The organism is Nonomuraea sp. NPDC050202, from assembly GCF_040656115.1.
Lineage (GTDB): Bacteria > Actinomycetota > Actinomycetes > Streptosporangiales > Streptosporangiaceae > Nonomuraea.
The window spans coordinates 112,449-130,361 of record NZ_JBFALF010000021.1; the positions used below are offsets into that span (position 1 = coordinate 112,449).

The following is a 17,913-nucleotide window of genomic DNA, read 5'->3' on the forward strand; positions in this document are numbered from 1 at the left end:
GCGCCCGGAGTGGCTGTCAGCTCCGGGGCGCCAACGGCAACGGCCAAGCATGGTTCACGGGACGGGATGCAAAACGGTGTCCAGTCCAATCGGCCATCACCGACGCCGGGGTGGCGGAGATCGGCGTGCCGTGGGATCGGCGGTCCGCGTCTTGCCGTCGTCGGACTCGTAGCCGGTGATGGTATCGCCCGACCTGGTCAGCCGCTGCCACGGCGCGCTGTTGTGCGGGCCGCCGGCCACATCGTGGATGTAGTTGTGCACGTCCATCTGGCTGCTTGTCGGTCATCCGGCAGTGGGCGAGGTTCCGGGGGCATCCCGCGAGTTGCGTGGGAGCCGAAGCACGAAGCGGGCGCCCCGGTCGCTGTCCTCGATCCGCAGAGTGCCCCCGGCTTCCTCGGCGATCTGCCGGGCGATCGGCAGGCCAAGGCCACTGCCTCCGGTGTCCTTGTTCCGGGCGGGGTCCAGCCGGGTGAAGCGCCCGAACACCTGCTCACGCTTGTCCGGATCGATGCCCGGGCCGTCATCCAGCACCTCCAGCACCGCAACTCCGCCCGGGTGGCGCTCATCGTCCTCAAGCTGCACCTTGATCGTGATCGTGCTTGCTGCGTGCCTGTCGGCATTGTCGAGAAGATTGGTGAGCAGGCGGCCCAGGTGCTGCCGGTCAGCACGTACCGTCACGCCGGGTTCCACGTGGCAGAGCAGACGCTTGGTCGTGTGAAGACGGGTGCGCATCTGACACGCCTCGTCCACCAGTTCGGCCAGGTCGAACAGGGTGGGCGCGGTGGGAGCGCCCGCGTCGAGTTTGGTGAGCGTCAGCAGGTCGACGACGATCGACTCCAGCCGTTTCAGGCTGACCAGAAGGGTGTTGCACAATCTGGTCAGCGTGGTCGTCTCGGGCGCCAGCAGGGCGTCCTCCACTTCCGCGCGCATCGCGGCGATGGGGGTTCTCAGGTCGTGGGAGGCGTCGGAGGCGAACTGGCGCTGCTGGGTCATCGCGGTGTCGAGGCGGGCCAGGGTGTGGTTGATGCTGTCGGCCAGGTCGCTGATCTCGTCGCGGTTGGGCGGCATCGGCACCCGGCGGGAGGGGCAGGTGGCGTTGATCTCGTCCAGCTCGCTGCGGATGGCACTCACCGGACGCAGCGACGCGGTGACGATCCGGTTGCCGAGGCCGGTGATGGCAGCCGACAGCACAACCGCGGAGCCGATCACCAGGGAGGCCAGCCAGGGCTCGACCCACCAGGGCACCACCGGGGAGGAGGCGTAGACCGTCCAGTTCCCCTCCGGCCGGTCGGCCGACTGGGCGATCACGATGTCGCACCGGCCATGCCCGAAGACGCCGCCGCACACCACATCTTCCCTGGTGTTCTCGCCGTCCGGGATGAACGTCGCCATCGGCGGTTTGCCACGCAGCGCCGCGGTCGACTCAACGACGCGCCCCTGGTTATCGACCACCTGGACGTTGCGGCCCGGGTACTGCGCAAGGGGGCCGCCCACCCTGCCCAGATCTTCCACGGTGATGGCGACACGGCCGCCGGCCGCGCGAATCTCCTCGCTGAGCGCGCCGGTGGCGTAGTGATGGATGGCGATCATCAGGACGACGGCCAGCAGCGTGCACAGCAAGGCCGATACCACGCCGGTGAATGCGGTGATGCGCCCGGTGATCGAGATGTTGCTGTGTACGGTCATCCTCTGCCCCCTCGGCTGGTTCGCACCGTGCTCTTGTGATGTGTGGGGGAGATTCTGATCTGGGCCCGGGGATGAACGGGAACGACGAGTGACCCCGATCGCGACACTATTGATCATATCTACAAGCCAGAAATGGCACACGGGGCGTTGCCAGCGGGGGCGGGCACGGTGATCGTGGACGTCAGGGCCGAGAGGACACCGTGCTGCTAGGGCGATCAAAGCTGTTCTGCCACGTCTACGGCCGGGCCAAGAGTGCCTCGCCGTTCATTCCGGGCTGGCCGTACTCGTTCGCCGTGGCGTTGGAGACGGGGCGCAGTTCGTGGACGGCGCCGCTGGATGTGGTGCGGCTGGGGCCGGTCGACGACGCCACCGCCGTCACCGCCGCCCAGCTGCGCGCCGTGATCGAGCGGCTGATCGCCGCAGGCCAGTGGCGCAGCGGAGACCCGGACGTGCTCATCGTGGCTGACGCCGGCTACAACATCACCCGCCTGGCGGTGGCGCTTACCAGCCGCATGCCGCTTGACCTGCACAGATGGAATTATCGGCAGGCGCGGCGCTACGCCCTTCCGCTGAGCACGGTTTCGTCGTGATCATCGTAATGAACGTTCATTTGACAATGCCGGCCTGCACCGCAATGCTGCGGCAACAGCGGCATCGGCCTGGAAACCGCCCGCGTCCTCGCCGGTCATGGCGCCCGGGTCATCCTGGCCGGCCGCAGTCAGACCAAGCTCGATGAGGCCTTCGCCGATCTGCGCGCCGACCGGCCCGACGCGCGACTGGACACGCTGGTGCTGGACCTCGGGTCGCTGGCCTCGATCGCCGCGGCGGCCTCCCGGCTGGCGGCTACCGAGACGATCGACCTGTTGTTCAACAACGCCGGTGTGATGAACGTGCCCGACCGCCATACCACCGCGGACGGGTTCGAGCTGACCGTCGGCACCAACCATCTTGGGCACTTCGCACTCACCGCGGGCCTGCTGCCCGCGCTGCGTCGTGCGGAGGCCGCGCGGGTTGTCACGGTCAGCGCGATCGCGGCGACGTGGCGCGGCGGGCGGCTGGACGACCTGATGAGCGAGCAGCGCTACGGCGCGATGAGCGCCTACGCCAAGTCCAAGCGCGCCAGCGTCGTGTTCACCCAAGAGCTCGCCCGACGGCTGGCGGGCACCACCATCACCGCTGTGGTCGTGCACCCCGGCTCGGCGCTGACCAACCTGCAACGGCACAGCCAGGGCCTGATGGCCCGGATCGTGATCGCGATGACCCGGAACATCGTCATGGGCTCACCGGAAGGCGCGGCGTGGCCCTCGCTCTACGCGGCGACCAGCCGCGACGTGGCCAGCGGTGGCTTCTACGGTCCGGCCGGACGCGACCAGACCTCCGGTACCCCGAAATCGGTGGCGCTGCCGCGCGGAGCCGACGATCCCGCCACGGGGGTTCGCCTGTGGACGGAGAGCGAGCGGCTGACCGGCGTCCGGTTCGCGATCTGACCGCCCACCGACCTCATCCACGAACAGGAGCAGTGCACCAACCACGTCCACCCGATCATTCGCAGGGAAGATCGCCCTCGCGACTGGCACTGGCGCCGGGATCGGCCGCGCCATCGCCGAGCAGCCCGCCCGCGAAGGACCACCGTCCTCCTCGTCGGACGCCGCGTCCGCTGTCCCGGACCGACCCGGCCGCGACAGCGGAAGCGAAAGTCCCGATGGCGCGGCCGGGCCGCCTCGCCGAGACCGCCGAGGCCATCTGCTTCCTGCTCTTCGACCGCGCTTCCTGCATCACCGGAGCCCGCCTCGCCGTCAACGACGGCTTCCTCAGCCGACCCACACCGAAAGGACAGGGTCCATCATGACCACCTACCCGGCCCTCGACCTCCGCGTCCGGGACATCGACCCCGCCGTTCTCGATGCGCAGCGCACCGTCAACGCCGCGATCGCGCAGATGCCGCACCCGGACGTCCGCACCGCCGACGGGCTCGCTGTGCTGCGCGCGCGGGCACCGCGAACAATCCCGGCGCCCCGCGACTGACCCCGACCGAGCGCGTCGTCGACGGGCCCGGCGGCCCGATCCGGCTGCGCGTGTTGACCCCGGACCAGCCGCGCGCGGTGCTGTACCGCATCCACGGCGGTGGTTGGGCCGCGGGCACCCCGGAGGACGACGACACACTCAACGACCGCATCGCACGCGCCGCCGGCGTAGTCGTGGCCAGCCCGGACTACCGGCTGGTCCCCGAAGTCACGGTCGTCGACCAGATCCAGGACACCGTGGCCGTGGCCCGCTGGCTCGCACGGCAGGCTGGCCGGCGACCTGACCGAGCTGGCCGCGCTGCAAGCCGCGCACGGCGCGCAGGCGCTCATCGCGGCGCTGGAGCGGGCGGTGAGTTCCCGCCGCCGGCGGGCCGAGGACGTGCGCTCGATCCTGGCCGCCGGGGCCGGGACGCCGCAGCCGGCACCGGCCGGCGAGGCGCTGGTGCTGGAGTTGCCACCGGTCCCGACCCGGTCGCTGACGGAGTACACCCTGGACAAGATCGGATGCTCAAGACCATCGAGGAGTTCGACGTCGCCGCCTCCTCCATCCCGAAGACAACCTTCGACTACCTCGCCTCGCTGGAGTGGGTGCGGGCGGCGGAGAACTACTGCGCGGTCGGACCGGCCGGCACCGGCAAGTCCCACAGCCTCATCGCGCTGGGCGTCGCCGCCATCCAGGCCGGGCACAAGGTTCGCTACTTCACCGCCGCCGAACTGGTCGAAACGCTCTATCGAGGGCTGGCCGACAACTCCGTCGGCCGGGTGATCGAGAACCTGCTGCGCGCCGACCTGATCATCATCGACGAAGTAGGGTTCGCCCCGCTCGATGACACCGGCGCCCAGTTGCTGTTCCGCCTCGTCGCCGCCGCTTACGAACGCCGCGCGCTCGGCATCGGCTCGCACTGGCCCTTCGACCAGTGGGGACGCTTCCTGCCCGAACACACCACCGCCGTCAGCCTGCTGGACCGGCTTCTGCACCACAGCATCGTCGTGGTCACCGAGGGCGAGTCCTTCCTGATGAAACAGGCACGAACCAGGACACCAGCACGCCTGATCAAGAAGTAGTCAACTACGAAGAGGTGGGGACTTCTACATAGCCACCAGCGGCGACACGCACTTGGCCGTTGACAAGGCGTCATGGCGTCAACTATTCCGGTCTGCTGAACTTGATTAGTCGACGCACATCGCCTCGTGGGTGGACTGGAAGACCCATGTACCGCCACCCGGAGAGGTGTAGATGCCGGAAGTGTGATAGGTCCCAGGGGTGCAGTCGTGGCCGACCGCGAGGACGGCCTGCCGGGCCCGCCGTTCGGCCGCCGCCACCCCCTCCGCGTAGGTGTTGCCTGCCCCCACGACGGTGGCGTTGCGAGGAGTGTCGTAGCCGTCGGCGTGCGCGGCCGCGGGCATGGTTGCCAGGCCGGCCGCCACCGCTGAGACGAGGCCGAACCGGCGGAGCCAAGTGACTTTTCGCATGATTCTCCTTACAGGGACGGGCATTCGATCGATCAATGTGAATTCAGCGCAGAACGATATGGCGGTGGCGTTGACCACTTGGTCACAAGAATCTGGCGGCCGTTGTCCTCATGGTGGAGAACATGGCTGAGGGCACTCAGGGCATTACTCATTCAGTTGATTTTCGAGTTGTCGGGTCGTGCGCTTCACCCTCGCCCGCCGGTCACCGCCCGCCTCCACTCCGCCTCGGGGTCAGCCGGCCCGAATACCGGCGGTCCGGTCATGCGACCGTGCTGCCGAGTCGCCCCCGAGTGTCGCTTCGAGATCTACAAACATGCATACTTTGATCGCTGCCAGGGCCACTGTCAACGGTTGGGACGAAGCCCTTTCCGCTGCGAGTTTTCGGGCTCGGGGGAGGTAGAGTTCGTTCTGGCCCATATTCAGAACGCTGCGCCCGAGTCAGAGCTGAAACGCCATTGTCGCCGTATCCCTGCTTGGCGAACTTGTGCGCGCCATGCTGCACCTTTTCGGTCGCATGTGCGGGTTCTGAGACGGCCGGTTCGGCCACTTCGCACCGGCATTGATGAAAGTTTCATCAGCGTACGGTCGTGCCGCCTTGTCGGCGACCGGCCAGAGCACACCGCCGTATCCCCCAGCTGACCGATATCGGGCATGAGCCCGTGCGCCGCCCCTGACAATCTCTCTTAGTCACCTCTTCACGAAGGCACGGCTTCGCATCTCTGCAAATACTGGGCATTCCGGCTGGATGGCCCTTTGCCCCCGGCGAAGGATGCGAATGCGCAAACGACCAAGGCCGGCCGGGTTCGGCCTCCTGTAAAAAAGGAGGCCATGGCTCGTGGTGACCTGACGGATGGCGAGTGGGAGCTGATCAAGCCGTTCTTGCCACTGGCAGAGACGGGACCGATCCCGGGGGCGAGGACGCGGGGACAGCCATGAGCGGTACGGGCTGTTCGAGCGGGTCAGGGCGGTGCCCTACCAACAGCGTTGAGTCAGTTTTCGGCCCATGGCGGAATGGTCCGGCGAGATAACACATGATCTTGAGCGTTTCCGCAGGTTGCGGTGACCATCTGCACCATGAGCCATCTCACCGCCAATGGCTGTCCCCGCGTTTCCTCGCCCCCGATCTTCTCCAACAGCGTCTCCAGTCCCATCGGGCCCGGGTCGGCCTTCAACTGGGCCGGCAGTCGTGGCTGGGCCGGCAGTTCCTCCCAGCCGGCCGCACGCCATCGGTCCGAGCCGATGCGTGATCTCCTCGGCGAAGGACTGCCAGGCCTCCTGCGTTCCCCGCTGGCTACTTCGGCCCTTCGCCGGAGCTTCGGGAGTCCTGGGCTGTCACCGAGCATCGTATGGAGGCCGGCGTGCGCCCCATGAGGTCGCGCGCGGTACGGGTGAGGTGAGCCTGGTCGGCGAAGCCCGCGGTGGCGGCGGCCATGGCCACCGTCGTAGCCGGGAGGTCAGCGATCGCGGCGCGAAGCCGCCCCCATTGGCGTAGGCGGGTGAGCGGAATGCCCACGCCCTGCCGGACGAGCGCGCGCAGCCGCGGGGCCGACAGACCGACCTCAGCGGCGACGGAGGCGACGGAACCGGCTGGATCGGGATACGAACACAGCCGGACGGCATGGGCCACTCTCGGGTCGAGGGCCGGCGGGGCCCCGGTGAGAGCGCGCAGCTCGATGTATCCGGCGGCCAGGTCCGCGGCAGTACTGGGGCCATCGGAGTCGCCTGCGCCGAGTGCGGAGAGCAGACGACGGACCTCGGTGGCGTCGAGCCGGGTCGGTTCGCTGCCGGGGGGCAGCAGCCACGAGTCGATGAACAGGGCGACATAGGACGAGGTCGCCGCGCAGGTGTGGGCGAGCTGGGGCGGGACGATCAGCCCGGCCGCCGTCATCATGGGCCGCCCCGGCTGGAGGAGTTCGGCCTGGCCGCCGACCGGCAGCACGACCTTCCACACGGGCAACCGATGCTGGGCGACGCCGAACGCGTGAGACTCGGCGAACATCGTCGCCTTGGCGCCGGAGGCGTAGACGAGCCGGCGATCGTTTTGTTCAAGCGCCCAGGCATGGAGTGGCTGAATCATCGCGCCATGCACACTATCGCTGCCGTCGGTCTGGCGGTTTTCCTGGTCGTCACGGGGGTCGCGCATTTTGTGATCCCTGGATACTTTCGCACGCTGGTGCCCGCGTGGCTCGGCCGGGCGCGTCTGCTGGTGGCCGCCAGCGGAGCGGCAGAGATCGTGGTAGGTGCGCTGGTGCTGCTTCCACCCAGCAGGTCTGCCGGGAGCTGGGCCGCCGCCGCCCTCATCACCGGCTACCTGGTGTCCCACGTGGACGCGCTGTGGCACGCGCGGGCGGACCGCCCACGGATGCTGGAGCGGCCGGTCGGCGCGGTGGCGCGGCTGGTGGTGAATGTCGTGTACATCACCTGGGCGGTCACGGTGGCCCGGTATGCGGCCTGATCTGGAACGCGTGGCGGTCGTCCCCCCGAGGCGGCGCCGGAGCTTGCCCGTAACCGCAGAGGAGCCGTGTCATGAGTCATCGCCTCGTCGTGGTGGGCGCCGGTTACGCCGGTCTGCTGGCGGCCCAAGCTGGCCGCGCGGTGGTTGTCAGTCAGACGGCTCCCACGCTGACGGGCCCGCGCCCTGCTCGGGCGGGCGGGCCGTCAGAACGGGTCGCCGGTGTGGAAGGGCCGCAGCCCGTCTCCGGCTTCGGCGCGGGTGAAGGCCGTAGCGGCCCAGGAAGTTGATGTGGTCGTAGGCGATCGGCGACAGCCGGGCGCACGTCTCGTCGGTGACAGGGAAGCCCTGCCGGCGCAACCGGGTGACGGCGGCGTCGAGGGAGTGGCGGCTTTCCTGGAGGTTGCGGATGTCCTTGATGTCGCGGCGGTAGGTCTCGTCGACGTCGATGAACTGGAGGATGTCCTCCCAGTTGCGGCGGATCTTCTGAAGGTCGATTTTGCCGAATAAGGGAGCGGTGCGCCCCGCCCGGCGGGGACGGGAGCCCGCACCCGACGCCGATCGCACCGAGAGCAACACCCGCACAGGCGGGCGCGGGTGGGATCGGCGTGCCGGGGGCCGCTCAGTTCCTCGGGCTGAAGTCGAAGTACCACCACGGATAGGGAGAGGTGTAGCAGTCGCCGACGTGGTAGTAGCGCACGTAGTCACCGCGCTCGCCCAGGCAGGATTCCTCACTCCTGAACGGGCCTGCGGTATTCCAGTACGCCGCACCGAGCCCGTCCGGCGCGGTCGTCGCGGCCGAGACCGGCTGGGTGGCGGCTCCGATCGACAGAGCCATGGCCGTCGCCGCCAGGGCGCCCATCAGTTTCCGGGGGGCGATTCTCATCAGGACTCCTTTCTCCTAACAGATGAACAAGGGCACAGAAAACGGCCTTCTCGCGGCCGGGGGCGTAAGCCCGTTGTCGCCGGATTTCGGCTGACAATTCGACGTTATCGCTTCCTGGCCGGCTGCGACCATAACTCGGAAGTGGAAATGCAGTGGGCCGGAAATCTTCTACTTTCGAGTTATGGCCGTTCCGGGACAAGGCTCGGAGAATTGCCGTGAAAGCACCATGCAGGTTAGCGGAAAGGGCGTACCATGAATAATCTTCGGCGTTTGAGCGCCAGGGTCGTCGTCGCGGCCGTGCTGGCGGCCGCGGCTGCCATCGGGGGCCTCGCGCTCGCCGGCTCCGCTTCGGCGGACCCGATGGAGCACCAGTCGGTTCCCGCGGCGACCCGCTGACGCGCCGGAAAGAGCCTCTCCCTGCCAGGGAGGGGCTCTTTCCGTGTCAGGCGATCAGCAGGGCGGCGTCCCAGCCGGTACGGGGCGCCTGGCCGGTGGCATAACCGTGCAGGGCCAGCGCGACGCCGGCGGCCCCCTCCAGAAGGCCGGGCCCTTCCTGAAGGACGCCGGAGATCGGGAACCGGTAGCCGAAGGCCGCGCCGGAGTCGAAGAAGCGCAGCGTGCGTTCGGCCGCCAGCTCCGCGACCCGGGCGGCGGGACCCCCGCGGTCAGGGCTGTCGGCGTCGATGCGCATCGCCACCTGCAGCAGGCCCGCCCATCCGTGGCACAGCGCGGCCGAGCGCAGTTGCAGTTGCCTGGCGGGGCGGCCCAGGAGCGAGGCCATGGCCTGGTCCGCGACCCGGGTCCAGTCGGGCCGGTCGAGGGCGACCCCGGCGAGCTGGATCGCGCGGCCGATACCGGGCAGGCCATAGCACCAGCTCGCCACAGTGCCCGCATGCCCCGGGTGGCCGGCGTGGCCCGCGGCGCGATCCCGGTGCTGGTCCATGGTCACCGTCGTCGGCCAGCGGATGCCGTGCTCGTCGCTGCTCGACCAGCCGAGCAGCCACTCCACGATGCCTTCCATCGCCTCGCGCTGGCCCGGGACGGTCAGCCCGGCCTTCCAGGACAGCGCCAGCAGGGCGAGCGGGCCGGGGATGCCGTGGGAGATGCCCAGGTTGCCGTGCCCGTGCCGGTACCTCTCGGCGGTGTCCTCGGACATGCTCGTCCAGGGGAGAGCCATGACCCACCACCCGGGCACCTCGGTTCCCTCGACCTCGACGGGGTCGGTCAGCGCGACGAGGTGACGCAGGATCGCCCGCATGGCATCGGGTGGGGTGGCCGGGCTCATGAGCAGGTAGCGGCCCAGTCCGGCGAGCCCGGTGATGACGTCGTGGCGCCAGTCGCGCACGTTCGAGGGGGCCGACAGCAGGCGGGCGGCCTCGGAAAGGTGATCGTCGAGCTGGCCGAGCAGCGTGCCGTAGTCGCCGGCGTCACGGGCGTTGGCACGGGCGGCGAAGGCGAGAGAGGCCAGCCCGGAGTGCAGCGACACGTCGCCGTCCCCGGGCTCCTTGACCGCCCGCTCGAGCATGGTGTGGGCGGTGTGGCGGTGGCCCGGGTCCGTCGTGCCCAGCTCCGCGAAGAGCAGCGCCACCGAAGGGAAGCCGTTGGCCAGCGAGGCGGCGTGGTTGGTGCGCGGATCGCGGGCCATGACGGCGGCGACGGTCTCGGGATCCGACAGGCGCTCGGCGACGGTGGCGACGATCCCGGCGGCGCGCGAGCGGCGGGCGGCCTCGTCGGCGTGGGCTCTCGTCTCGGCGGCGTGCACGCCCGTCTCCTCGGCGTGCACGCCCGTCTCCTCGGCGCGGGCGCCCGTCTCGGCGGCGCGGGTGCCCGTCTCGGCGGCGCGGGTGCCCGTCTCGGCGGCGCGGGTGCTCGTCTCGTCGGTGCGGCGGGCGTTCACCGGGCGAACCTGGCGTGGTTGCGGGCGGCGTCCACCACTCCCCTGGCGATGGCGTAGGTGGCGTCCTCGCGCTGCGGGTTGATGCCCAGCAGGCGGTTGACGTGCATGTGCAGGAGGCCGGAGGTGGCGGTGCCGATCCGGTCCGCCTCCGCGGGGGCGGCGAAGCGGGAGCGGAGCGCCCGCCCGTACGCGGCGACCGCCGGGGCCCTGTCCGCCCAGGCCGCGAGGAGGCGGTCGCCTCCGGGCTCACGCGAGAGTCTCTGCCAACCGCCGGCCGGGTTCAGCGCCCGGGCGGCCTGGCGGTGGGCCTGGAAGGCGCCGTGGGCGCGGCTGTCCTTGGGATAGAGGCTCAAGAGGTGTTCGCCGTGGGCGTCGCCGTACAGGTTGCGGAACAACTCGATGTGGTTGGCGGCGGCGACCAGGACGGGATCGAGCGTCAGCGCGCCGCCGGCCAGCAGGCTGAGCTGGGCGAGCACCGCACGGCTGTCCGCGGCGAACACCCGTTCGGCGAGCCCGATCAGGTCTTCTCCGCCGTATCTGACGTACTCCGGCTCGTAGGTGTCCAGTGTCACCCGCTGGACGAGACCGGCCTCCTGGGCGGCGGCCGTCCACTCGTGCAAGCGACCCAGTACCTTGCCCGACAGCGTCGCGGGGTCGCCGTGGAGGCGCAGCCTCACATGGGCGTGCGGGTCGCGGTAGCGCAGGAAGAACCAGTGGTCCACCAGGCCGTCAACGTCGCCGAGCAGGTGAGGAAGGTGCTCGGTGAGCAGCTCGTCGTGGAGTTCGGCGGGCAGGTAGATCTTCGCGTACAGCCACGGCCCGCCGGGATGGTGGTGCGCCTGGACGGGCCCCGGGGCGACCGTCCGATGGGCCCGGGGCGGGCGGGCACGCGGGATCAGCGTGACGACGACCTCATTGGCGTGGCCGCCGCACCAGCCGGAGCCGGGCGGCCGGCCCATGGGCGGCTCGGTCACCGTCATGTGGGGGACCTTACGGAGCTCGTGCCGGAACAACCGCTGGTGGAGCGTGGAGCCGAGGTCCACCGGCAGGCGCTGGTCGCCGTTGCTGAGCTCGACCAGCTCCGGCACCTCCCAGCGGGCGCGCCACTCGCGCAGCGCCGCCAGCCACGACGGCCACGACAGGGTGGGATCCTTGAGCGCGCGCGAGGGCAGCCAGCGGGCGGGAGAGAGCGCGGTGCGGCTGTGGCGCACCCGGGGCAGGTACGGCAGGCGGGCGGCCTCTCCCCATTGCCAGCCCCGCAGAGGCCATCGCCGCACCTGCGCGATCTCGCTCAGCAGCCGGACCGCGTTCGGCATGCCGGTCAGAGGGTTGAGCATGTGGAGGAACATCGGCGCGACCTCGCGGCCCAAGGAACGCGACACCACCCGCAACCGGCGGCGGTCGGCGGCGATCAGCAGGTCGTCCAGAGGCAGCGCCGACAGGGCGTCCCGCTCGTCGTACGCGCCGGCGACAACGCGGTGCCCGAGGACGAGGGGCACGTGCGACACATTGCCCTGGCGGAACTGCGCGGGCTGGAAGAAGACCTGGACGGGCACCACGGCGTCGGTGACTGGGCCGGCTCTCAGCGCCGCCTCGAGGCGCGCCGCCTGGCCGGAAAGCATGTGGAGGAATCTGCCGGAGTAGCCGCCCGGCTCCGCCGCGCCCGCGCCGTCGCTCAGGGCGAGGCGGAAGTCACCCTCGCCCATCGCCTCGATCGAGTCGGCCAGGACGCTGAAGCACAGGTCCAGGGCCTGCGGCTGGTCACGGTCCGGGTCGAGCCGGGTCAGCTCCCCGATGACGGCATCGTTCAGGACGATCTCGCGGGCGCCGGTGAGCAGGGCCTCCTGCGCGAGGCCGGTGAGGAGCAGGCCGCGCTCGGAGTCCTGGCGGGGCTGCGCGTCGGCGGCTCGTGAGGACGGCGGCCAGCGGTATCCGGCGGGCGCGCCAAGCCCGCGGACCGGGTCCAGCAGTTCCTTGAGCGGCACGCCATGGTGGTAGCCGTATCGTTCGGCGAAGGCGTCATGGTAGTCGCGAAGGTGCGGATACACCGGGTCGGGCGTGGTCCGCCACAGCACGTCGGCTGCCCTGGCGATCTCCTCGGCGATGGCGGCGGGCAGGGCGGCTTGCGCCCCTGTCCCCATGTCGACCTGGAGCGGCCGGTCGGCGGGGCTCAGGGCGGCCATCGCCGTGTGCGCCCGATGCAGGGCGGCGCGGCCCGCTCCGGGGGGCGAGGCGGTGAAGTCGGTGATGGCGGCGCGGACGGCGGCCAGGTCGCGTTGGTGCGGATGACCGGCGGCGCTCATCCGCTCCAGCACGTGGCCCAGCGGATCGCCGGTGTGCTGCGCCGGCCGCAGGTCCGTGAGCAGCAGCTCCTGCTCCACGAGCTGGCCCAGCATCGTGGTGATGTGCCGGTCCGGAGTTCCTGGGAAGGCGTCGGAGAGTTCGGCGACCAGGTCCTGGAAGGGGACGGGGGTGGCCGCCAGGCGCATCGCGTGCCGTACGGCCGCGGTGTTCCTGACGGAGATCTCGTGGTGGCCGGGGTTGTGGTCGCCGCCGTCTCGCGTGCCGGGCAGAACGAGGCGCTCACCGCGTTCAAAGGCCAGGTCGTTGCGGACCAGGCGCAGGCCGGTCAGGACGCCGGGGTGGCGTTCCCACTGGCGGACCAGGCTCATCAGCCAGCCGGTGTCCGGCCGCGCCGCCTTGACGATCTCCGTGCCCGGCCGGAACGACGCCCGGCCGCCCAGCTCGGCGGGCGCCACCCCGGCCATCAGCCCGAACGGCGTGGGCCGGCTGGACATGCGCAGCAGGTACTTCGTGACCGTGTAGGCGGCCTTCCGCAGCCGCGCGATCGGCAGGTCCCGGCCCGCGTCGATCGCCGCGAGCGTCCGGGTCAACGAGGCGCTGGAGACTTCGAGCGCTTCTCGTACGACGGGGTCGGCGACGACCTGGCGGACGTAGTCACGCAGTTCGTCGCGCCGGGAGGGGTCTTCGGGGTCCAGGTCCCGCACGGTGTCGCGGGCGCGCGTGGCCGGCAGCAGGGGTGTGCGCAGCAGGCCGGACGGCGCGATGGTGAACGCCGGGCTACCGGGTTCCTCCGTCACCGATGCTCCCTTCGAGGTGATCGGGAAAGTGCCCATGAGAGGTTCAGGATCGCCCGCGCCCGGCGGGCGGGAAATTACCCGGAGGTGGAAGCCGCCCCCGCGGCTACCACAGGAGCAGCAGCCGCCCCCAGCGGGGCGGGCGCCCCAGGTGGGCGGCGAGCAGGGTCAGGGCGATCCCCTGCGCGCCGCGCAGCAGCCCCGGGTGGTCCACCTCGGCGCCGCCGTCGCCCTCCACCTCGCGAAAGCCCAGGGGGAAGCCGTCACGGTAGCGGTGGTACAGCCGTTCGGCCAGTCGTCCGGCGGCCGTCACGAAGACCGGCTCGCGGGTGTCGTACGCGAAGGCCAGCGCCAGCAGCACCTGACCGGCCAGTCCGTGGCACACGCTGGGCGAGGCGAGCTCCGGGTACCGGCGGCAGTGGCCGCGCATGGCATCGACGGCGAGGTCGCGCAGGCCGGCCTCATCGGCGGCCACCCCCGCCAGGTACACGGCGCGGGCCACGCCCGAGGAGCCATGGCACCACGACCCGGCGTGCAGCGGCCGCTCATCGGTGGGCGCCGGGCCCCGCGCGACCGCGTCGGGCCAGAGGATCTGGCCGTCCACGGTGCGGGCCTGGGCGGCGAGCCAGTGCCCGCCTCGGCGGATGGCGCACGCGATCTCGCCGTCGCCGAACCCGAAGTGGGTTTCCAGCAGGGACAGCGCGGCCAGAACCCCGCCCGCGCCGTGCGCCAGGCCGCAGTCCACGACAGTCTCGGCGGCCTGGCCAGGACGGGTACGGCGACGGCTCATCCGGTGCGGTTCCCCGTCGCCGAGCACGCGCGCGAGCGCGTGGGCCACGGCGCGGGCTGCACCCTCGACCTCCGGCGACCTCGGGCGCGTGCGCAGGTATCCCGCCCACCCCGCCATGCCGTGCACCACGTCGTAGGTGTGGGGACCCGGTGGCGCGTCCTCGGCCAGGCGCCGCATCGCGGGCAGCATCAGAGCGTCGAGGTCCCCCGACAGGCCTTGGTACCGGGTGCCGTCTGCGCTGGACAGCGACACCGCCGCGGCGGCGCCGACCATGCCGGTGAACAGGGAGGCGTCCAGGTGGGACGACCCGATCTCGGCGACGACGTCGGTCAGCTGGCGGTGCCCGGTGACCTCCCACTCCTGACCGGGGAAGACCTCGCCGAAAGCGGCGCACATGACGGCCAGTCCGGCCCCTCCCAGGGAGAGACCGGACGGGCGCCAGACGTTGACGGCGGGCTTGGACGTGGCGGCGGCCAGCGACCGCATCAGCCGCTCCCGCCGCCCGTCGTCGGTCAACCGGTCCGTCACCCGGCGCGCCACCTGCTCGGCGCGCGCCAGGAGCGACACGGAGCTCATGGTGCCGGGGTCAGCAGTACCGCGAGTCGTAGCAGCAGGTGTCCGCGCAGGTGTCGGTGCAGGTGTCCTTGAGCGTGTTGCAGTTGCGGCAGCTGAAGATCGTGAAGGAGTCCGGTCCCGTGCCCGCGGCCTGGGCGGGGGCGTGCACGGGCAGGGCCCTGAGCTGCAGGTCGAACGCTCCGGCGGGGCTGGAAAATTCCATTGTCGCTCCTCGTTGTTTTGAAGTTCGGCTGTTTCATGGTGCCGTTCACCGGACCGTGCCGCCATGGCCCGGAAGTGGAATCCCGCTGCGCCGGTCCGAACTACCACTTCGGTGGAATAGGAATGCCACGACAGGCCGGTCAGTATGCGAAACGGTGCCAAGATGCGGGCGCGTCCGACAGCGGTCGCCCGCACCTCGAGAATGTCCGGAGAGGAGTTGCGAACAATGGCCGTTCCCATCATCAAGAAGACCCCCATCCGACAGCCCGTTTCCCATTGGCCGGACCGGGCCACGCGTATTCAGGCCGGCAAGGTCAGTCGCGAGCCGCAGGACGCCGTCACGCCGCCCGCCCTCCGGGCCGAATAGGCGGCGGCCGGATTGCGCCCGCGCCACCGGGCGCAATCCGGCGCGTTTCCGCTCGGCGACCGACATGAGGAAAGAAGGAACGGAACATGAGGCTTGTGCTCGCGGCGATGCCGTGGCAGGCGATACACCGTCCGTCGTTGCCCGTCGGGCTGTTGCACAGCCTGGTCCGGCAGCAGTGCCCCGGCGTCGAGGTCGTGGAGTACCACGGGGGCATCCGGTGGGCGGAGTACATGATGTCCGTCGGGGACCTGACCCCCTCGGACTACACGAGAGTCGCCGACAACGGCGTCTTCCAGGGGCTCGGTGACCTGGTGTTCTCCGGGGCGCTCTATGACGATCCGCAGTGGCGGGCCGCGGAGCTGCGGGCGACCGCGAAGAGTTTCGGCTTCGACACCGCGACAGTGCTGCGGATGCGCGCCTTGACGGCCGGCTTTGTCGAGTCCGCGGCCGCTGAGGTGCTCCTGCCGGAACCGGACGTGGTCGGGTTCACCTCGACTTTCATGCAGAACGTGCCGAGTCTCGCGCTCGCCCGCCGGCTCAAGGAGCTGCGCCCTGACCTTCAGGTGGTCTTCGGCGGGGCCAACTGCGACGGCCCGATGGGGCACGCGCTGCACCGCAACCACCGCTACGTCGATTTCGTCGTACGAGGCGAGGGAGAAGAGGTCTTCCCCGCGCTCCTCGACCGGATCCACTCCGGCGCCGGCGTCGCCGACGTGCCGGGCGTGTGCTGGTGGGACGGCGAACGTTCGGTGGCCAACCCTCAGCCGACCCGCAGCGTCGCGCCGGGCAAGATCCCCATCCCCGATTTCGACGGCTGGCGGGACACGCTGGAAGGCTCTCCCACGCGCGAGCACATCTCCCCCGAGCTCGTCGTCGAAAGCTCGCGGGGCTGCTGGTGGGGAGAGAAACACCATTGCACATTCTGCGGCCTCAACGGGTCGCTGATGGCCTTCCGCAGCAAGTCCGCCGAGCAGTTCTGGACGGAGCTGCGCACGCTGGTCGAGCGTTACCGGATCCTCGACGTCGCGATGGTCGACAACATCTTCGACATGGCCTATCTCAAGACGCTGCTGCCCCGGCTGGCGGCCGCCGACTGGGATCTGCGCATCCACTACGAGATCAAGTCGAACATGCGCGCCGACCAGCTCGCGGCGTTGCGCGAGGCGGGCATCGTGCTCGTGCAGCCCGGTATAGAAAGCCTGAACGGCCGGGTGCTGAAGATCATGGACAAGGGTGTGGACGGGGCGAGCAACGTCCGGGTCCTGCGCGACTGCGAGGACCTGCACATGACCGTCGACTGGAACTACCTCTACGGCTTTCCCGGCGAACGGCCAGAGGACTACCGGGGCGTCATCGCCCAGATCCCGGCGCTGGTGCACCTCCAGCCCCCGCAGGGTGAGAGCCGTATCCTCCTGGAACGCTTCAGCCCGAACTTCGACCGTCCCGAACTGGGCTTCGCCCGCCGCGAGCCGGCCGCCTTCAGCCGGTACGTCTACAACCTGCCCGACTCGGAGCTGGAAGACCTGGTGTACTTCTTCGACTGCGACGACGGCGGCATCACCGGTGACGTGGTGGACGCCCTGTGCGCGGCGCTCGACCGGTGGCGGCGCGACTACCCCGGCTCCTTCCTGATCATGGACGACCGGGGCGGCGAGATCGTCGTCGACGACCGGCGCGCCGGATGGGCCGGTGCCCGACACCGGCTGAGCGGCTGGCACGCCGACGCCTACCGCGCCTTGTCACGGCGGCGGACCGTGCCGGGGCTGCGTACCCGGCTGGAGGGGAACGGCCACACTGTCGCCGAGTCCGAACTGCGGGAATGGCTGCGGGAGCTCCTCGCCAACGGCCTGGTCTTCGCGGACGGCGACGGCTGGGTGGCGCTGGCCACCACCGGGGCGCCGACGAAGCTCGTCGAGGGCGCCGGGGACAGCGAGAAGGTGATGGCGTGAGCGGCCCTGCCACCGCCGGCCGTTTCGTCCGGCTCGGAGCCGAGCATGCGGAGCAGACGCTGGCGTTCATCAGCCGGTTACGGGACGGCCTGGCGGAGCACACCGTCCCCGAGTGGCACGGGGAGCTGCTGCCGACGCTGAGCTGGACGCTGCTCTGCCATCTCCCCCCTCCTTCGGAAGGGGAGGGGGACGTGCTCCGCTGGCGCCGGCGCTTCCGGATCGGCCTGTGTCACTACCGCCAGGGGCCGGGGTTCGTCCAGGTCAAGGACCTCCGGGAAGAGCCCGTCTCCCTGCTGCTCGACGATCCCGTCGTGGTCGCCGTCTTCCTCCGCTGCCTACGGCCGACACCACTGCGGCTGCTCACCTCCGGCGAGCTGGAGGCCGTGCACGCGCTGACGGCCGAACGCCTGCTGGTGCGGCTCGGCCACTCCGTCGTCACGCTGCCGCATCGGATGAAACGGTGGCCGGTGCCCGCGTACGCCGTGTGACCGCGACGAGGCCGCTCCCCCTGGGG

18 protein-coding genes and 3 pseudogenes are annotated in these 17,913 nt (G+C 70.4%); 11 read left to right on the forward strand and 10 right to left on the reverse strand.

Going from position 1 to position 17,913, the window contains the following annotated elements; translation table 11 throughout:
• Nucleotides 1–96 precede the first annotated feature (96 nt).
• Together AB0I79_RS40265 and AB0I79_RS40270 are read right to left on the reverse strand one after the other, a co-directional pair.
• Entirely contained in the window at nt 97–267 is a 171-nt protein-coding gene (locus AB0I79_RS40265) for a hypothetical protein (protein WP_357885034.1), read from the reverse strand.
• Nucleotides 268–282: 15 nt separating this feature from the next.
• Complete coding sequence (locus AB0I79_RS40270) at nt 283–1,686, reverse strand: HAMP domain-containing sensor histidine kinase (RefSeq protein WP_357885036.1); 1,404 nt, start codon at nt 1,684–1,686, stop codon at nt 283–285.
• Nucleotides 1,687–1,886: 200 nt separating this feature from the next.
• On the opposite strand from AB0I79_RS40270, the gene AB0I79_RS40275 reads away from it, so the two are divergent.
• From AB0I79_RS40275 to AB0I79_RS40300, 6 genes and pseudogenes are all read left to right on the forward strand, one after another.
• Nucleotides 1,887–2,276 carry a transposase gene (locus AB0I79_RS40275; protein WP_357885038.1) on the forward strand — a complete coding sequence of 130 codons (390 nt, stop codon included), beginning with the start codon at nt 1,887–1,889 and terminating at the stop codon, nt 2,274–2,276.
• Between the two features lie 63 nt (nt 2,277–2,339).
• The gene (locus AB0I79_RS40280) at nt 2,340–3,173 is read left to right on the forward strand and encodes an SDR family NAD(P)-dependent oxidoreductase (RefSeq protein ID WP_357885194.1); all 834 of its coding nucleotides are present in this window, start codon (nt 2,340–2,342) and stop codon (nt 3,171–3,173) included.
• 358 nt (nt 3,174–3,531) lie between these two features.
• Nucleotides 3,532–3,711: a hypothetical protein gene (locus AB0I79_RS40285; RefSeq protein WP_357885040.1), complete on the forward strand. Its 180-nt coding sequence runs from the start codon at nt 3,532–3,534 to the stop codon at nt 3,709–3,711.
• Nucleotides 3,712–3,788: 77 nt separating this feature from the next.
• Nucleotides 3,789–3,983, forward strand: a pseudogene (locus tag AB0I79_RS40290) (alpha/beta hydrolase fold domain-containing protein); the annotation flags it as partial.
• A 25-nt stretch (nt 3,984–4,008) separates the two neighbouring features.
• A pseudogene (locus tag AB0I79_RS40295) lies at nt 4,009–4,188 on the forward strand (IS21 family transposase); the annotation flags it as partial.
• 38 nt (nt 4,189–4,226) lie between these two features.
• A pseudogene (locus tag AB0I79_RS40300) lies at nt 4,227–4,775 on the forward strand (ATP-binding protein); the annotation flags it as partial.
• Between the two features lie 105 nt (nt 4,776–4,880).
• On the opposite strand, the gene AB0I79_RS40305 reads toward AB0I79_RS40300, so the two are convergent.
• The gene (locus AB0I79_RS40305; protein ID WP_357885042.1) at nt 4,881–5,183 is read right to left on the reverse strand and encodes a hypothetical protein; all 303 of its coding nucleotides are present in this window, start codon (nt 5,181–5,183) and stop codon (nt 4,881–4,883) included.
• 1,291 nt (nt 5,184–6,474) lie between these two features.
• A complete protein-coding gene (locus tag AB0I79_RS40310) occupies nt 6,475–7,326 on the reverse strand; it encodes a helix-turn-helix domain-containing protein (RefSeq protein ID WP_357885044.1) in 852 nt (283 codons plus the stop codon).
• On the opposite strand from AB0I79_RS40310, the gene AB0I79_RS40315 reads away from it, so the two are divergent.
• Nucleotides 7,267–7,638, forward strand: coding sequence for a hypothetical protein (locus tag AB0I79_RS40315; protein WP_357885046.1), 372 nt, complete (start codon nt 7,267–7,269; stop codon nt 7,636–7,638). The two genes, AB0I79_RS40310 and AB0I79_RS40315, sit on opposite strands and share 60 nt — an antisense overlap.
• Nucleotides 7,639–7,785: 147 nt before the next feature.
• On the opposite strand, the gene AB0I79_RS40320 is transcribed toward AB0I79_RS40315, so the two are convergent.
• Together AB0I79_RS40320 and AB0I79_RS40325 are read right to left on the reverse strand one after the other, a co-directional pair.
• Nucleotides 7,786–8,202, reverse strand: a complete 417-nt coding sequence (locus tag AB0I79_RS40320) for a Tn3 family transposase (protein ID WP_357885048.1) — start codon at nt 8,200–8,202, stop codon at nt 7,786–7,788.
• A 55-nt stretch (nt 8,203–8,257) separates the two neighbouring features.
• On the reverse strand, nt 8,258–8,521 hold the full coding sequence (locus AB0I79_RS40325; RefSeq protein ID WP_357885050.1) for a hypothetical protein: 264 nt from the start codon (nt 8,519–8,521) through the stop codon (nt 8,258–8,260).
• 270 nt (nt 8,522–8,791) lie between these two features.
• On the opposite strand from AB0I79_RS40325, the gene AB0I79_RS40330 reads away from it, so the two are divergent.
• Nucleotides 8,792–8,917, forward strand: coding sequence for a hypothetical protein (locus AB0I79_RS40330; RefSeq protein WP_357885052.1), 126 nt, complete (start codon nt 8,792–8,794; stop codon nt 8,915–8,917).
• A gap of 46 nt (nt 8,918–8,963) precedes the next feature.
• On the opposite strand, the gene AB0I79_RS40335 is transcribed toward AB0I79_RS40330, so the two are convergent.
• The 4 genes from AB0I79_RS40335 to AB0I79_RS40350 all read right to left on the reverse strand — a co-directional run bounded on the left by AB0I79_RS40335 (nt 8,964) and on the right by AB0I79_RS40350 (nt 15,084).
• Complete coding sequence (locus AB0I79_RS40335) at nt 8,964–10,418, reverse strand: lanthionine synthetase C family protein (RefSeq protein WP_357885054.1); 1,455 nt, start codon at nt 10,416–10,418, stop codon at nt 8,964–8,966.
• Complete coding sequence (locus AB0I79_RS40340; protein ID WP_357885056.1) at nt 10,415–13,519, reverse strand: lantibiotic dehydratase; 3,105 nt, start codon at nt 13,517–13,519, stop codon at nt 10,415–10,417. The genes AB0I79_RS40335 and AB0I79_RS40340 overlap by 4 nt, the downstream gene beginning before the upstream one ends.
• Before the next feature lie 103 nt (nt 13,520–13,622).
• Nucleotides 13,623–14,873 carry a lanthionine synthetase C family protein gene (locus AB0I79_RS40345; RefSeq protein ID WP_357885058.1) on the reverse strand — a complete coding sequence of 417 codons (1,251 nt, stop codon included), beginning with the start codon at nt 14,871–14,873 and terminating at the stop codon, nt 13,623–13,625.
• 19 nt (nt 14,874–14,892) lie between these two features.
• The gene (locus AB0I79_RS40350; protein WP_357885060.1) at nt 14,893–15,084 is read right to left on the reverse strand and encodes a hypothetical protein; all 192 of its coding nucleotides are present in this window, start codon (nt 15,082–15,084) and stop codon (nt 14,893–14,895) included.
• Nucleotides 15,085–15,309: 225 nt separating this feature from the next.
• On the opposite strand from AB0I79_RS40350, the gene AB0I79_RS40355 reads away from it, so the two are divergent.
• The 3 genes from AB0I79_RS40355 (at nt 15,310) to AB0I79_RS40365 (ending at nt 17,887) form a co-directional block, all read left to right on the forward strand.
• The gene (locus tag AB0I79_RS40355; protein ID WP_357885062.1) at nt 15,310–15,450 is read left to right on the forward strand and encodes a hypothetical protein; all 141 of its coding nucleotides are present in this window, start codon (nt 15,310–15,312) and stop codon (nt 15,448–15,450) included.
• Between the two features lie 86 nt (nt 15,451–15,536).
• Entirely contained in the window at nt 15,537–17,399 is a 1,863-nt protein-coding gene (locus AB0I79_RS40360; protein ID WP_357885064.1) for a RiPP maturation radical SAM C-methyltransferase, read from the forward strand.
• Entirely contained in the window at nt 17,396–17,887 is a 492-nt protein-coding gene (locus AB0I79_RS40365) for a DUF5825 family protein (RefSeq protein WP_357885066.1), read from the forward strand. The genes AB0I79_RS40360 and AB0I79_RS40365 overlap by 4 nt, the downstream gene beginning before the upstream one ends.
• Nucleotides 17,888–17,913: the final 26 nt, after the last annotated feature.